Source organism: uncultured Dysgonomonas sp., assembly GCF_900079725.1.
Lineage (GTDB): Bacteria > Bacteroidota > Bacteroidia > Bacteroidales > Dysgonomonadaceae > Dysgonomonas.
This window is the reverse complement of record NZ_LT599032.1, coordinates 2,569,472-2,585,495: the sequence shown is the minus strand read 5'-3', so window position 1 is coordinate 2,585,495 and position 16,024 is coordinate 2,569,472. Positions and strand designations below refer to the sequence as shown.

Annotated in this window: 12 protein-coding genes and 1 pseudogene; 3 read left to right on the top strand and 10 right to left on the bottom strand. The window is 40.8% G+C overall.

Features of this window, described 5'->3' with window-relative positions; genetic code table 11:
- Positions 1-55: 55 nt before the first annotated feature.
- From mutS to QZL88_RS10700, 7 genes are all read right to left on the bottom strand, one after another.
- Complete coding sequence (gene mutS / locus QZL88_RS10730) at positions 56-2,638, bottom strand: DNA mismatch repair protein MutS (RefSeq protein WP_296945050.1); 2,583 nt, start codon at positions 2,636-2,638, stop codon at positions 56-58.
- 859 nt (positions 2,639-3,497) lie between these two features.
- Positions 3,498-3,719 (bottom strand): DUF2795 domain-containing protein, encoded by a 222-nt coding sequence (locus tag QZL88_RS10725; RefSeq protein ID WP_006800744.1) that lies wholly within the window; start codon positions 3,717-3,719, stop codon positions 3,498-3,500.
- Between the two features lie 64 nt (positions 3,720-3,783).
- On the bottom strand, positions 3,784-4,344 hold the full coding sequence (locus QZL88_RS10720; RefSeq protein WP_296941022.1) for a cob(I)yrinic acid a,c-diamide adenosyltransferase: 561 nt from the start codon (positions 4,342-4,344) through the stop codon (positions 3,784-3,786).
- An 81-nt stretch (positions 4,345-4,425) separates the two neighbouring features.
- The gene (locus QZL88_RS10715; protein WP_296941021.1) at positions 4,426-5,079 is read right to left on the bottom strand and encodes a class I SAM-dependent methyltransferase; all 654 of its coding nucleotides are present in this window, start codon (positions 5,077-5,079) and stop codon (positions 4,426-4,428) included.
- A 34-nt stretch (positions 5,080-5,113) separates the two neighbouring features.
- The gene (locus QZL88_RS10710) at positions 5,114-5,836 is read right to left on the bottom strand and encodes a porin family protein (RefSeq protein ID WP_296941019.1); all 723 of its coding nucleotides are present in this window, start codon (positions 5,834-5,836) and stop codon (positions 5,114-5,116) included.
- A 2-nt stretch (positions 5,837-5,838) separates the two neighbouring features.
- Positions 5,839-7,620, bottom strand: a complete 1,782-nt coding sequence (locus QZL88_RS10705; protein WP_296941017.1) for a LysM peptidoglycan-binding domain-containing protein — start codon at positions 7,618-7,620, stop codon at positions 5,839-5,841.
- Between the two features lie 80 nt (positions 7,621-7,700).
- Positions 7,701-8,432: a lysophospholipid acyltransferase family protein gene (locus QZL88_RS10700; protein ID WP_296941015.1), complete on the bottom strand. Its 732-nt coding sequence runs from the start codon at positions 8,430-8,432 to the stop codon at positions 7,701-7,703.
- A 256-nt stretch (positions 8,433-8,688) separates the two neighbouring features.
- Between QZL88_RS10700 and QZL88_RS10695 the strand changes: the two genes are divergently transcribed.
- Both QZL88_RS10695 and uvrB read left to right on the top strand, forming a co-directional pair.
- Entirely contained in the window at positions 8,689-9,312 is a 624-nt protein-coding gene (locus QZL88_RS10695; RefSeq protein ID WP_296941013.1) for a porin family protein, read from the top strand.
- 162 nt (positions 9,313-9,474) lie between these two features.
- Entirely contained in the window at positions 9,475-11,490 is a 2,016-nt protein-coding gene (gene uvrB, locus QZL88_RS10690) for an excinuclease ABC subunit UvrB (protein ID WP_296941011.1), read from the top strand.
- 45 nt (positions 11,491-11,535) lie between these two features.
- On the opposite strand, the gene mltG is transcribed toward uvrB, so the two are convergent.
- The 3 genes and pseudogenes from mltG to QZL88_RS10675 form a co-directional block, all read right to left on the bottom strand.
- The gene (gene mltG / locus QZL88_RS10685) at positions 11,536-12,555 is read right to left on the bottom strand and encodes an endolytic transglycosylase MltG (RefSeq protein WP_296941009.1); all 1,020 of its coding nucleotides are present in this window, start codon (positions 12,553-12,555) and stop codon (positions 11,536-11,538) included.
- A 434-nt stretch (positions 12,556-12,989) separates the two neighbouring features.
- Positions 12,990-13,557: pseudogene (locus tag QZL88_RS10680) on the bottom strand (ORF6N domain-containing protein).
- A 5-nt stretch (positions 13,558-13,562) separates the two neighbouring features.
- Entirely contained in the window at positions 13,563-14,792 is a 1,230-nt protein-coding gene (locus QZL88_RS10675; RefSeq protein ID WP_296941007.1) for an S-adenosylmethionine:tRNA ribosyltransferase-isomerase, read from the bottom strand.
- A gap of 160 nt (positions 14,793-14,952) precedes the next feature.
- On the opposite strand from QZL88_RS10675, the gene QZL88_RS10670 reads away from it, so the two are divergent.
- Positions 14,953-15,999 (top strand): DUF2027 domain-containing protein, encoded by a 1,047-nt coding sequence (locus QZL88_RS10670; protein ID WP_296941005.1) that lies wholly within the window; start codon positions 14,953-14,955, stop codon positions 15,997-15,999.
- Positions 16,000-16,024: the final 25 nt, after the last annotated feature.

Below are 16,024 nucleotides of genomic sequence, written 5' to 3'. Positions count from 1 at the left end.
GTTTCGGGATACAAAGGAATGAAAAAATACAATGTGTCTGAAATTCTTTAACACTTTATTTACCTGAAACTATTTTCTTTATATCATTTAACTTGTTCAAGGCTTCCATTGGTGTCAGGTTGTTGACATCCAGCGATTTTATTTCATCCCTCACCTGGCTAAGCACAGGGTCGTCCAGCTGGAAAAAACTAAGCTGATAACCTTCCCTGTTTTCTTTAATATCTTTGATAGGCTTGGATATCCCCTGTTTGCGGTTATCTGTTTCCAATTGCTTGAGTATATTGTTTGCCCGTTTCACAATGCTTTGAGGCATACCGGCCATCTTAGCTACATGAATACCGAAGCTGTGCTCACTGCCTCCTGGAACCAGCTTGCGAAGAAAGATAATCCTGTTATCCATCTCTTTAACCGAAACATTGAAATTCTTAATCCGTTTAAAGGATTTCTCCATCTCATTCAGTTCATGGTAATGAGTGGCAAATAAGGTCTTTGCTTTGGCCTTCGGATGCTCGTGGATGTATTCCACAATAGCCCATGCAATAGAAATACCATCATAAGTACTCGTTCCCCGGCCCAGCTCATCAAATAAAACAAGACTGCGAGGGGAGAGATTATTCAATATATCGGCAGCCTCATTCATTTCCACCATAAAGGTTGATTCTCCCAGCGAAATATTATCAGATGCCCCTACACGGGTAAATATCTTGTCCACCAGTCCTATTTGCGCAGATTCGGCAGGGACAAAGCTCCCGGCTTGTGCCATCAGTGTAATTAAAGCAGTTTGGCGGAGTAAGGCGGATTTACCGGCCATATTCGGTCCGGTTATAATGATTATCTGTTGCGAATTACTATCCAGAAAGACATCATTTGTTATATATGATTCGCCTAATGGCAGTTGCTTCTCAATGACCGGATGGCGTCCGTTCTTTATCTTCAATGCATCCGTATCATTGATTTCGGGACGTATATACTTGTTCTCTTTGGCCACTTTGGCGAACGACAGCAGGCAGTCGGTCTGCGCAATCAGGTTCGCATTTACCTGTATAGTCGGGATATACTCTACAAGACTAAGCACAAGGTCATTAAAAAGAGCGGTTTCGAGGGAAAGAATCTTCTCTTCCGCACCCAGAATTTTCTCTTCATAGTCTTTCAGTTCCTGAGTGATATAACGCTCTGCATTTACAAGAGTCTGCTTACGAATCCATTCCGCCGGAACCTTATCCTTGTGTGCATTCCGTACTTCGATATAATAGCCGAATACACTGTTGAAACTTATTTTTAGAGAGGAGATACCGGTAGCCTCAGTCTCCCGTTGTTGTATTTTCAACAGGTAATCTTTTCCGGAATACGATATATCCCTCAGCTCATCAAGGTCTGCATTCACCCCTTTGTTTATAACGTTCCCGCGATTCAGCATTGTAGGCGGGTCGGGATGTATTTCCTTTTCTATGCGCTCGCGGATAATAGGGCATGGATTGAGCTTTTCCCCTATTTCTCTCAGGCTCGGCTCGCTCGATGCCAGGAATGCCTCGCGTATCGGTTCTATGGCTTTCAATGCTACTTTCAACTGTACTACTTCACGCGGGGTAATTCTGTTTACGGCTACTTTGGATATAATGCGCTCCAGGTCTCCGATCAATGAAAGTTGTTCTTCCAGCAGGCCTTTTAATTCCAGATCCTTGAAGAAATATTCGACTACAGACAGCCGGCTGTTTATAGGCTTCGCATCTTTCAGCGGAAATACCATCCAGCGGCGAAGCATACGGGCGCCCATTGGCGATGTTGTCCTGTCCAGAATGTCGAGGAGGCTTTTTCCTCCTTCATTCATAGTGGAAATAAGTTCAAGACTGCGGACAGTGAATTTATCCAGACGAACGTACTTATCTTCCTCTATACGGGACAGCGAAGTGATATGCCCTATCTGTGTATGTTGGGTGACATCGAGATAATGAAGGATTGTTCCTGCCGCAATTACTCCGTTTGTCAGATGTTCCACGCCGAATCCTTTCAGGTTCTTTGTTTCAAAGTGCTTCAATAACCTGTCTCTGGCAGTATCTTCCGTAAATACCCAGTCGTCGAGCTCGAAGATAAAGAAACGTGTTCCGAAATACTCTTCAAATAGCTTTTTCTTGCTTCTTTCCACCAGAACTTCTTTTGGCGAAAAATTGGTAAGCAGTTTATCTACATATTCTTTAGTCCCTTCTGCTACAAGATATTCACCTGTGGAGATATCGAGCAGGGAAATGCCACAGCTGCTTTTCGCAAAATGTACTGCACAGAGAAAATTGTTCTCTTTGTGATTGAGGATATTGTCATTAATGGATACTCCGGGAGTGACAAGTTCCGTAATTCCCCGCTTTACAATTGTCTTGGTCAGCTTGGGGTCTTCCAGCTGGTCGCAGATAGCGACGCGTTTGCCTGCCCGCACCAGTTTAGGAAGATAAGTATCCAGTGCATGATGAGGGAATCCGGCCAGTTCTACAAATTGTGCCGATCCATTGGCACGCCGGGTAAGTGTAATTCCTGTTATCTCGGCAGCATCGATGGCATCTTGTGAAAAAGTTTCGTAAAAGTCACCCACACGAAACAGCAATATAGCATCAGGATGTTTACTCTTGATTTCAAAATATTGTTTCATCAACGGGGTTTCGGCTACTTTCTTCGACACAGTTATTATGTTTATTTAGATGTATTCTTTATTGTTAAATTACAAGTAAGCAAAGATAGAAAATAATTAATAATTAAGAATGAAGAATTGATAATTCGTTTGATTATGGCTTCTGTATAAAAGTTGACAAACTTTACACTTTTACACTATTTTTGCTTGTACCCTTTGTGTAAATCTTCGCACCTTCTCAGTGTCATCATTTTTTATTTCCACCTGCCTTATTTTACATACATTAACTATATATTGTTAAAACCTGACACTTCTGACACATTTTACACTATTATTTTACTATCGTTAACTGTGTTTAGTCAAAAGGTAACAAAAGCAACAGATATATCAGTTAACAGTCATCAGTTAACAATATCGTGGCTTGTCATACTGAGAGAAACAAAGTATCCCGTCAGAGAGCAGTTGATAACTTTATCTTATATCTTTCTCCAAAAAGGTAACAAAGGTTACACATATATCAGTAAACAGTCATCAGTTAGCAGTCAACAATAGAACTCCTTTATACTTATTACTCAACGCTTACAACTTTCAAAAGGTAACAAAGGTAACAGCTTTTCTATTATTACTTTTTACCCTCATTGTAAGTCCCCCATGGGGGATTGAGGGGGCTCTTGTTTATATATCAAAGAACTATAAGCTATCAGCTAACGGCTAAAAGCTATATATAGATAAAGTTTTAGGGATTTATTGAATCGCATAGCTTAACTATTTTCATCTAAAGCTATATCCGGCAAAAACATAAAAAGAGATCAGAGTGAATTTTCACCCCAATCTCTTTTTGGTCACTTTCTTAAAAGATCCTTTTTACAGTGCCTTAAGACTAATACTCGTCCTCGTTGAAAAAGAAATCTTCCTTGCTGGGATAATCCGGCCAGATATCTTCGATAGTATCAAAGATTTCATCCTCGTCCTCGATCTCCTGTAAGTTTTCTATCACTTCTAGGGGTGCGCCTGAACGTTGAGCATAGTCTATTAACTCTTCCTTCGTTGCAGGCCATGGCGCATCTTCTAATTTCGATGCAAGTTCTAAAGTCCAGTACATAATATCTTAGTTTTATTTATTTGCCAGTTTGGTTATATTTTTCGCAAAAATAGAACTTTATTTCTTATATCAAAGTCTGATTCCAAAATATTTCTTTTCCTTTCTTATTACTCTCCTTCCTGGCTAGTAAGAAAAAGTAGTCTGAAAGCCGATTTACAAACATTAGCACATGTTCATCGACCGGAAATTCTTCCTTCACCCGGTATATACAACGCTCGGTCCTCCGGCATACTGTCCGGCATATATGAGCCCGTGATGCCGATTCACTCCCTCCCGGCAGTACAAATTGGCGAAGGGGGGGCAGTTCGCTGTCCATCCTGTCCATTTCGGTTTCCAGCAGTGCAATATCTTTTTCTGTAATTATGCTTGCTGCTTTGGGGGGTATTGCTTCGGTTTCCGTGGCAAGGTATGAACCTACCGTAAACAATTTGTGCTGAATATATGATAATGTCTCCAAATCGTGCTCATCGTCTATTTCTTCTGTCAGAAATCCGACAAAAGAATTCAGTTCATCGGCAGTTCCATAGGCTTCGAGCCTGACATGGGATTTAACTACCCGTTTTCCACCGACAAGAGAAGTTGTTCCCTTATCTCCGGTTTTTGTATATACCAAGCTTTTTTTCATTTATCAATGATCTGTTTAGATAGTAAATACGAATGCTAATCTGTTTTATTGTCTTGTCAAACGAAAATCCCTCACAGCTACTTAAAAGCTGATCTGATAATTCCACCTGTACAGCTGTTTGTCGAAAAACAAAATTCCGGTATTAAACAGATCGAGTACAGCCGTCCGCGACTCTATATTTAAAATACTTCTCCATAACATCTGATAGCGTTTGTTTGTTCGGATACCTTTCACAATAATGAATGTTTTTTCATGTGACAGTTCCATCAGGTACTTATTTATATCCGCAGGCAAATGATTATAATTGTTGAGGTCGATCAATATACAGTCCTGTTTATCTGCTAAAACAGGCAATTTTTCTTCCGTATGCAAATTTATCTTTCTTGGCCAGTTATGATGTAACTTCCGGGCCAACGCTGCTTTTTGTTCCGATATCTCGACACATGTACATTCTATACTCGAAGACGGCGCAGTCAGGCAAAGGGTGTTGACTCCAAAGCCGGAACCTATTTCCAAAACGCGTTTCACCTCGAAATGATTGGCCAGCTTAAACATCAGCTTATTCTGTTTATTTAGCTTAAAATGTTTTTCCGTCAGGCTGTCGAGCGCGAATTTTATATCATCATAAGCATGATAGGGAGCTTTTTCTTCTATCACTTTTGTTACCAGATTGAATACAAAGGGGGAATGTATACCATGTCCCCGGTGATGGCGTACTTTATATAATAATTTCAATCCTGTCCTTGAAAGTTTATATATGCGCGGCATATCAGAAGAGCTTAACGTAGTAGGTCAACTTAACAGAAATAACCCTGTTGGCAGAGCGGTTGAAAAAATCGGATTTGCTGTTTTTGTAAATATCTCCAAGGCCGAATGTATAGCGTCCTTCTAAGGCAAAATGGCCGATGCCCGACCTGAATTCGAGCCCCATGCCTCCCATAAGTGCATAATCTATCTTTCTTTCTGCCTTGCGGTAATATTGATATGTCATAAAGGAAGTACCCAGATTGCCGCTTGCCAGAGCGTCGGACAGCGCCTGATTCATCTTTTCACTGTCACTGAGGAGGAAGCTTAGCTTGGGCCCCAAATTAAAGAATACACGTACCTTATTACCAAAGTAGATATGGGTAAGGATAGGTAGTTCCAGATAATTTAATTGATGGGAATGCTCGTATGGGGATGGTTCACCCGATTCACTCGGCTCAAAGTATTGCTCCCATCCTTGTTGAGAATAGTTCAGTTCGGCAATAAGCCCCAGATTCTTTTCGGTAATATAGCGTATAGCAAGTCCCCCGGCAAACTGCTGGAGATTTTTAGTGCTTATAGTTCCCCCGTAATTGAGCGCCCTGTTAGGGTCGAAGCTAATTGATGAAAGTGTAGGGCCGAAGCCGACACCTACGTTCCACTCCGGTTCGAACTTCTTATTCTGTCCGTTTACTACAACGGTAAAGAGTGACGAAAACAATAATAGGATAAAGAATCTGTTTGTCATTTTTATCTGCTGATATCTGTTTTTTCAATGCCTGACTCTGTTTTATACCGGATAAGGTATAATCCGTTGTTGATAAATCCTCCCCTGTCGTTTACACGTTGGAAGTGCGCAGCTGATTGCAGCGTAGGAACTTTAAGGTTAGATATACTGTTCTCAAAGCTGCTGCCATATCTGTTAAGAGCAGTCAGAAAGTAAAGTCCTGCATCGTATCCCAGATAGCCGTATTTAGGGTATGAATTTATAAGGTTCTTATTGTACCATTTCCTGTATTCGCTTACAAAGTCTTTGACATCATTCTGTTGCTCATCGAGGAAGAATATGCTGTAAATGTAAGAATCGTATTTATGCAGCCCGCTTGTATGCTGCGAATATGTCTGCCATTCGGGATAGCCGAACAGGGTTACCGCTTCTGTAGTAAGCGAATTCATTGCAGCCAGCATTTTGCGCAAAGTGATTTCTGATGAGGAAGTAGGTATCAGTATGTTCTTTTTTGTACCTTCCATCACATTCCTTATATCTGTAATCAGGTTGTCGGAGCTTGCAGTAGATTTGAACAGTATATTTGATTTAGATAACTCCTTTTTAAGATTGTTTGTAAAATCAGATTTATCGTTGTCAGAGCCCGCTTCGGATACGAAGATTATATTGTAGTCCCTGAACTTGTCCTTGAATGCGGATGATATTTCAGAGTACAGGCTGGAGTGGGATGTGGTCATCTGAAATAAAGTAGGTGTATTTTCGATGTCATTTGTCGAACCGAAAGGTATAACATATTTAATTCCTGTTTTTTTAGAAAATTTAGTCAATACATCTATTTGCTGTTTCGACACACCGCCAATCACAAGATGGAGGTTTTTCATTTCGTTTGTCCCCAAAAGACTTTCGAGCTTCTTTGTATTTTTTTCGGCGCCAATGTCGAATGCATATATCTCAGCATTCAGTCCTTTGTTCTTCATCTCTTTAACGGCCAGGAGGAAACCTTCGTAATATTCAGCCAGCTTTTCTTTCTGGATACTGCCGTTTTTGTCAAGGAACGGGAACAATACTCCTACGCGTACTGTTTCACCTTTTGTTGCATAAGGAGTCTCTACTCGTACAGCTTTTTGCTCATTAGCAGTCATCCTCGGCTCCTGTATCTGTCTTTTAGGTATGGTCAGTGTCATTCCCTCCTTCAACCCACCGTCTTTCAACGAAGGATTTGAGTTCAGAAGAGCTTCTACGGATATGCCTTGATTTCTGCCAATACTGTATAATGTTTCCCCTTTCTGTACTTTATACTCCATATTCGGGCTTGCATATCCTCCGTTTGTTGCAGTTGAAGATATAACCGTGGCTTCACCTGTAAACATCGGTATCCGGATAGTCTTACCCTTACTGAATGTCTTTTCGTCGAGTCCCGGATTTGCATCTTTGAGGTCGTCTACAGATATATGATACATCCGCGATACAGAATAGAGCGTTTCTTTCGATTCAATAAGATGGCTACTGTAGTTCATCGCTTTCCTCACCCTCTCTATTTTCAGCTTATCTCCCGCTTTTATTCCCTTTTCGGCCTTCGGATTCAGCTTGTAAATAGATTGTACAGTGGTATTATACACAGCGGCTATGGAGTAGGCAGTCTCTCCTTTCACTACAGTATGTGTGATAACAGCATCCGGTGCTTGCGCAGTAGCCGAGACATCCGCTATATTCAGATCATTATATCCTTCAGCAGACAAATTCAATGCAGATGCAGCTAACAGAATCAATGATAGGAACAGTATATTCTTAAATTTAGATTTCATGCTGATTGTTGTTAAGTAAAGGCACAAAAATACAAAAAAATGGCTTCGTATTCAGATATAACGTTTTTTATTACTCTTTGTTATTTATATTTTTCCCATAATCCGGAATATACGATTTCCCGGCAATTGTCAATAAACTGCGGCATATTCTCATCCGTAAGGTCGTCCGTCGAGATTGGTTCATGGACAATCAGCTCGAGTTTGCATGGATCGATCAGGTATGTTTTTATTTTCATCAGGTCAAATGGCCCGTTTACTGTAACAGGTACGACCGGCAATCCCATTTCTTTTGCGATAACGAATGCTCCGCGTTTGAATCGACCCATTTTGCCTGTTTTTGTTCTTGCTCCTTCAGGGAATATCACCATCGAAGAACCATCTCCGAGCTGCTCTTCAGCTTTGAGAATCGTTTCTTTCATCGATTTCAGGTTCGACTGATCCACAAATACATGGCCTGCGATTTCCGATGCCTTACCTACAAATGGTAATTTGCGTAACTCCTGTTTCTGTACCCATTTTATATTCTGGTTCAGATACCCGTATATAAGGAAAATATCGAAAGCACCCTGATGATTGGGTACAAATACATATGATTGGTTTGCGTCGAGTTTCCCGTGGCGTACCACCTTAATCCTGCATAAGGCCAGGCGGCATGCCAGTTTACTCCAAAGGCGCGGCGGATAATACCCCCAAAACGTCCGGTCACCTATAAGACAGCCAATCATAACTGTGACAGCCGTAATAATAGTCGCCAATACAAATATGGGGGCGAAGATGAACAACTGGTACAGAAAGAGAATAACTTTCTTCATAATCATGATATTCTGGTTCAATATGCAAAAATACATTTTTTAATTAAGAGTGTATTCAATTTTTTTCCACGAAGTTGTTACGGATACAAATAGCTTCTCACTGCTATTAATTTGATCGGAGTATACCAAATATCGCATTTGGTATGCGATGTAAAGCATTTCGTCTCTTTTTGGGAAAACATTTTCGAATGCATTTTACCTTCGTAGCATAAATAATCGAAATCAAATAAATATTAAATCAATAAAAGCAATTATTATGAAAAAGCTAATTTTAACTACCATCGTTCTTTGTTTTGTAGCCACTACTATGAGTGCCCAAATCCGCTTCGGGATAAAAGCCGGAACTAACCTTTCGAATCTGTATGTAAGCGGGAATAACCAGAGTATAAATGCAGACCAGTACAAGGCAAGGGTAAGTTATCACTTCGGAGGTATGATGGAGTATTCATTATCAGATATATTTGCAATACAGCCCGAACTGATGTATACAAACGGAGGAGCGAACCTGAAAAAAGAGAATTCATTCGGGATGTCGGACGGACATATAACGCTGAATTCCTTACAATTGCCTGTAAACCTGAAAGCTTCATTCGGATTGGGTGATAAAAAGATGTTTGTATATGGAGGACCTTATCTGAGTTATAATATGTATGGCAAAGCAAAAGGCAAAATAAATGGTAAGACAGAAGATACAGAAATATTCTCGAAAAGCTCTGAGATGAAACGCTGGGACTATGGAATGGGTATAGGAGTAGGCATGGAGATAAATAAACTTGTGGTAAGCCTGAATAATCAAATAGGACTAGCCGATATCAACGGGGAGGAAGGCAGCAAGATGAAGTCGGGGAATATTTCTTTGTCAATAGGATACTTTTTTTGAGAATAAATAATCAAATTGCAAAAGCAGGGAATAATAATGATTAATCCTTGCTTTATTTTTTTATAAAATTGTACATATTTTCACCAAATAGTTAATAGACACAATTTCAAAATATAACTGCATAATTCTTATTACCTTTGAAATTCCGAAAGATACAAAACGATGGATTTCAAATTAACCTCTTACTACAACCCCACCGGAGATCAACCTGCTGCAATTGCGGCTCTGTCGGAGGGCATTATACAAAATCTACCTTCACAAACATTGCTTGGAGTGACAGGCTCCGGAAAAACCTTTACGGTCGCCAATGTTATCCAGAATGTGAATAAGCCCACTTTAGTACTTAGCCATAACAAGACTTTGGCAGCACAGCTATATAGTGAGTTTAAGACTTTTTTCCCTGACAATGCAGTCGAATATTTTGTCTCTTATTATGATTATTATCAGCCCGAGGCATATATTCCTTCCACAAATACATATATAGAAAAAGACCTTTCAATAAACGAAGAGATAGAGAAACTCCGGCTGGCAACGACTACATCTTTGCTGTCGGGCCGGCGCGATGTCATAGTGGTATCATCCGTTTCCTGCCTTTATGGTATGGGGAATCCGGAGGACTTTGAGAATTCGACCATCTCCATACATGTCGGTCAAAAACTTGTACGTGATGTGTTTTTGCGGGGGCTGGTCAGCGCTCTGTATTCCCGTAATGAGATTGAGCCAAAAGCGGGTAATTTCAGGGTAAAAGGCGACACGGTCGATGTGTTTCTTGCCTATGGAGACCCTATAGTGAGGGTCGTATTCTGGGGAGATGAGATAGAGAGTATAGAATGCCTCGACCCTCTGAGCGGAGTCAAGATAGATAAGTATGACGATTTTCGTATCTATCCCGCCAACCTTTTCGTGACCACCAAAGACCGTATGGTAAGGGCTATTGCCGAAATAGAGATAGACCTCGGACGGCAGGTCGATTTTTTACAGTCGATAGGAAAACATCTGGAGGCAAAGCGGCTTTATGAACGTGTAACATACGACCTGGAGATGATCCGTGAAGTAGGACATTGCTCCGGTATAGAAAACTATTCGCGCTATTTCGACAACCGTAAACCGGGTACACGTCCGTTCTGCCTGCTAGACTTCTTCCCTGAGGATTTTATGCTTGTAATAGACGAGAGCCATGTTACCATTCCCCAGATAAGGGCGATGTATGGTGGCGACCACTCCCGTAAAGAGAATCTGGTAGAGTATGGTTTCCGCTTACCTGCGGCACTGGATAACCGGCCTCTGAAATTTGAAGAATTCGAGTCGCTTGTACCTCAAACGATATATGTAAGCGCCACTCCTGCCGATTATGAACTGATGAAATCAGAAGGTATAGTCGTTGAGCAATTGATACGGCCTACAGGCTTGCTCGACCCTCCTATCGACGTTCGTCCAAGTCTTAACCAGATAGACGACCTGATGGAAGAAATACAGACACGGGTGGATAAGAATGAGCGTACGCTTGTCACCACGTTGACAAAGAGGATGGCAGAAGAATTAACAGCCTATTTGCTAAACAATGGGATGAAGTGCAGCTATATCCATTCCGATGTGGATACGCTGGACCGTGTGCAGATAATGGATGACTTACGCAGCGGGGAGTTCGATGTATTGGTCGGGGTAAACCTGTTGCGTGAAGGACTCGACCTGCCCGAAGTCTCACTTGTTGCGATCCTGGATGCGGACAAGGAAGGTTTCCTGCGTTCTCACCGCTCTCTGACGCAGACTGTGGGGCGTGCTGCCCGTAACGTAAACGGGAAAGTAATCTTCTATGCGGATAAAATCACAGAGAGCATGGAGAAGACTATAAACGAGACCAATCGCCGTCGTGAGATACAGATGGCTTACAATAAAGAACACGGCATCACCCCGCAGCAAATACGCAAGGCGCGTACTTCTGTATTCAGCCTGCGTAAAGAGGAACAATTCTCGGTGAAATCGTACACTCAGGATTCATCTATTGCGATAGCATCGGAAGATAAAATACAATATATGACCAAAGACGAGCTTAAAAAGGCGATTGAGAAAGCCCGCAAGCAGATGTCGGCCGCCGCTAAGAAACTCGAGTTTTTGGAAGCTGCCCAGTTTCGCGATCAGGTGATTAAACTGGAAGATGAATTGAAGGCGAAAAAATAGTATTCGAAATTCATTTTAATAAAGAAAACAACTCTCTATTCAATTTCAATATATCCCTCTCGCATTCAATGCATTTCTGTATTTAATCGCATTCCTCTGATGTTCAGCATAGGTACGGGCAAAATTATGACGTCCTGAGAAATCTTCTTTTGCACACATATACAGATAGTCGCTCTTTGTATAATCAAGCACACTATCAATCCCTTTGATCGAAGGTATCCGGATCGGGCCGGGAGGCAGACCTGTATGCATATACGTATTGTATGGAGAATCTACTTCGAGATGCTTGTTCAATATACGGCGCAGGCTGAAATCACCCACTGCAAACTTAACCGTAGGGTCTGCCTGCAATGCCTGACCCGAACGGAGCCTATTAAGATACAGTCCTGCTACAACCGGATATTCATCGGTAAAAGTACACTCTTCCTCAACAATGGAAGCCAGTGTTGATACTTCGACCGGAGACAGGCCTAATTCCTCTGCCTGCGCCATCCGTTTCTTATTCCAAAAATCACTATATTCAGTCTTCATCCTCCGAAGAAATTCATCGAGAGTAACATCCCAGTAAAATTGATATGTATTGGGAATAAACATGGCAACTACCGTCTCTGTAGTAAAGCCCAGATCTTTGCATTTTTCCGGATTATTTAGCGCTGCTAACAAATCATCCTTACCCAACAGCAACTGATTGGAAATACGTTCGGCAAAGTCTTCTTTGGTCCGTATATTGTTAAATTTCAAATTCAAAGGTGTCTGATGTCCGCTACGCAGATGGCGCATAAGATCGAGGATATCCATATCCGGTTTAACAGCATAGCGTCCTGTCCTTAGATTGTCCTTATAATCCATAATGGATGCCAGCATCTCGAAATTACTTATATTTTTTACTTTCGCACTATCTTTCAGCTCTTTGAGCAATGCATCATAATCTCTGTCTTCATCTATATAGAGATAAACAGTCTTATCTATATCAAACCCTGTGCTTATAATACTATATCCGTATGCACCGGCTGCTATGGCTATAACAGCAATTATAATAAAGGCATATAAAATCTTCTTTTTCATTTCGGCTTTATTCTTTTAATAGTAACACATCAGTCGTTAAAAGGTAACAAAAGTAACAGAAAACAATTAATAATTAAAAATGAAGAATTAATAATTAGCTTGTCAGACAGAGTGAAACATCTCGTCAGTAAACAGTGAACAATCTGTATCCCGTATAATTTTCCGTTCTTCACTTTTCGTTTTTCACTTAATACTTACTACTTGTTAAAAGGTAACAAAGGTAACATCTGTTTCTTATTTTTTATATTGTAACATTCCATCAGATAGCAGACTTATTATCTGTAATGTATAGATAAAATGATGGAGAAAAAGTAACAGTTATTTCAGCTTTTAATTAATACCCCAAGTGCTGTTTTGCAAGCCGTGTTTTATCTGGGTAATAAACGTATTTACTCTATAAGCAACTCGCAGGCAAAACAAATTTATGTGAGGAATTATTCTTCCGGTTTGATATACCCTACAGGCTTACGAGGTTTGTTTACATGCTTGGTCTGAAGTTCTGCTAATGTTTCATTGATAAGATCGAGTTGCATCCGTGTATCTTCATGCATATCGTTATAGTCGGCAAAGACTTCCTCAATATATGCTTTTAGTTCTTTTACTTCATCCTGTAATTGCTTGCTTTCATTAACAGGGGAATTAGTCAATAGTTGGCGTACAGCAACAAAGGCCCGCATGATATATATTGATGTTTATTTCTATTGCGGCATCACTGTTAAGTACGGAAGAAAGCATTGCTACTCCTTGTTCCGTAAATGCAAACGGCATATATCGCGTTCCCCCTCTTGTATTTGAGGACGCAATTTGCGACCTCAAAGAGGTATATTCTTCTTTTGACAATTCGAACATGAAGTCAGATGGAAATCTTCTGATATTGCGCCTTACAGCCTCTTTTAAGCGCTTTGTTTCCGTTCCGTACATCTCCGCCAAATCAAAATCGAGCATCACTTTACAGCCTCGTATCTCGTATATCTTGCTTTGTATTACCGATAATTCCATCATATCAATTATTCTTTTAGTAATAATGAACTGTCGCCGTAACTTAAAAAGCGGTAGCCATTATCCAGTGCATGTTTGTAAATAGCCTTCCAGTTATCTCCACCCGTAAATGCCGATACCAGCAAAAGCAGTGTACTTTTTGGCTGATGGAAATTCGTGATTATTCCATCGACAATTTTATAAATATATCCCGGTGCTATAATGATCTGTGTTTCGGCAATAAGTGATGTCAGGTTATTTTTATCCAGATATGTAAGAATATTGGTTAAGGATTCCTTTACCGGAAGTTCTTTTTCTCCAGAGGCTTTATAGGGTTGCCATTGCGTTACTTTCAACTCTCCGGACGAATTATCTTTTTCCAGTAGTTCACCAATGTAATACAAGCTTTCGAGAGTACGTACAGAGGTTGTTCCCACGGCAATTACCTTTCCTTTATGATTCAAAAGCTGCTCTATTACATCCCTTTTCACCGAGATAAACTCGGAATGCATCACATGGTCTTTCACCTCCTCAGTTTTTACAGGGCGGAAGGTTCCTGCGCCCACGTGAAGTGTAACCTCTGCCGTCTTTACTCCGTTCTTACCCAATGATTCGAAGACTTCGGGCGTGAAATGCAATCCTGCCGTAGGAGCAGCTACCGAACCGTCTATTTTCGAATAAATGGTCTGATATGTCTCTTTATCCTGTTCTTCCGTATCCCTGTTCAGATAGGGTGGAATAGGTAATTCCCCGGCTACTTCGAGCAATTCGGAGAATGTAACACCGGTATTGTCCCACTCAAATTCTATGATATGGGAGTCCCCGTTGGTCTGTATCCTCCGGGCTGAAAATATTACAGGTTCACCATTTACAACCAGTTCTTTTATAAGGTCCCCTTCTTTCCACTTTTTCAGATTACCCACCAGGCAAACCCATGAACATCGCTGTGTTTGCTGGAAATTTAGTTGATAATCGTTTGGGAAATGCGGCTCTAAGCAGAAAATCTCAATTTGCGCGCCCGTTATTTTCTGAAAATGCAACCGCGCCTGAATCACTTTTGTATTATTGAAAATCATCAGGCTATCGTCCGGCAAATACTCTGGTAGATTGCTGAAACGGGCATCTGTTATTTTTCCTCCTTTATATACAAGAAGTTTTGATTCGTCCCGTTTAACCAGAGGGTACTTTGCAATGCGGCTGTCGGGTAAGCCGTAATCGTAATCGTTAATTCGTATATCCCGGAAAATTGATACTTCCACTTTCGTTTTTTTTATCCGACAAAAATAAGCAACTTTGCGTGAATAAAAAAGCCGGAAGAGAGCTTAAAAGAACGTTTTAAATAGCGAGAGCAGAAACAAAATTTATTTTGATTATGCCGAGTCATGTAAAACGACTAATGAAATTGAATAATTAAGATTTATGAAAACAGGAGATAAAGTGCGCTTTCTGAACACAACAGGCGGCGGCGTAGTAAAAGGGTTTCAGGGAAAAGACATCGTTCTGGTAGAGGACGACGAAGGATTCGACATTCCCGTGCTGATACGCGAATGCGTAGTCATAGAACCTGCCAACGATGCACAGGTAAGACAAACATCGAAACCAACGGCTGAAGTTCAGCAAAAAGCCGTAATAGGCAAGGTTGAAGAAAAATATGAGGATTATAAAACGGAAGAGACGAAAGAAGGAGAGCAATTATCAGTTTTCCTTGCTTACCTCCCCATAGACATTAAAAATCTCAGCACATCCGCTTTTGAATGCTACCTTATCAATGATAGCAACTACTATCTGTCATTCAATTATATGAGTAGGGGTGACAACGGATGGGCGAGCCGGAATGCAGGAGTAATAGAGCCGAATACAAAGCTATTCATCGACGAATTCGATAAAACAGAGCTGAACGATATAGAGCGTATCTGCCTCCAGTTCTTTGCCTATAAGAAGGAAAAGCCTTTCGCTCTCAAGAACGCATATTCGGTGGAAGTACACATAGATACGGTGAAGTTCTACAAACTCCATAGCTTCAGAGAAAACGACTATTTCGAGGACGAAGCGATTATATACCCGATAGCCCGCCGCGACCTTGCGGAAAAAGAACTTGTCATTTCTGCCGCGGAAATAGAAACGGCCATGAAACAGAAGGAGGGTCGTCCGCGCATACAACCTATAGTGAAGAAAGAAAAAAGCGCAATCCTCGAAATAGATCTGCATGCCGATGAACTTTTAGACGATACAAACGGTTTATCATCAGGTGATATTCTGGAGTATCAGTTAAAGAAGTTCAGGGAAGTAATGGATGAGAACAAACGGAACAAAGGTCAGAAGATAGTCTTTATTCATGGCAAGGGGGATGGCATTCTAAAAAATGCGGTATTAAAGGAATTGAACTCAAACTATAAATCGGCTTATTATCAGGATGCATCTTTTCGTGAATACGGATATGGAGCTACTATGGTGACAATAAAATAACAATAAACTACACAAACTAAATAAT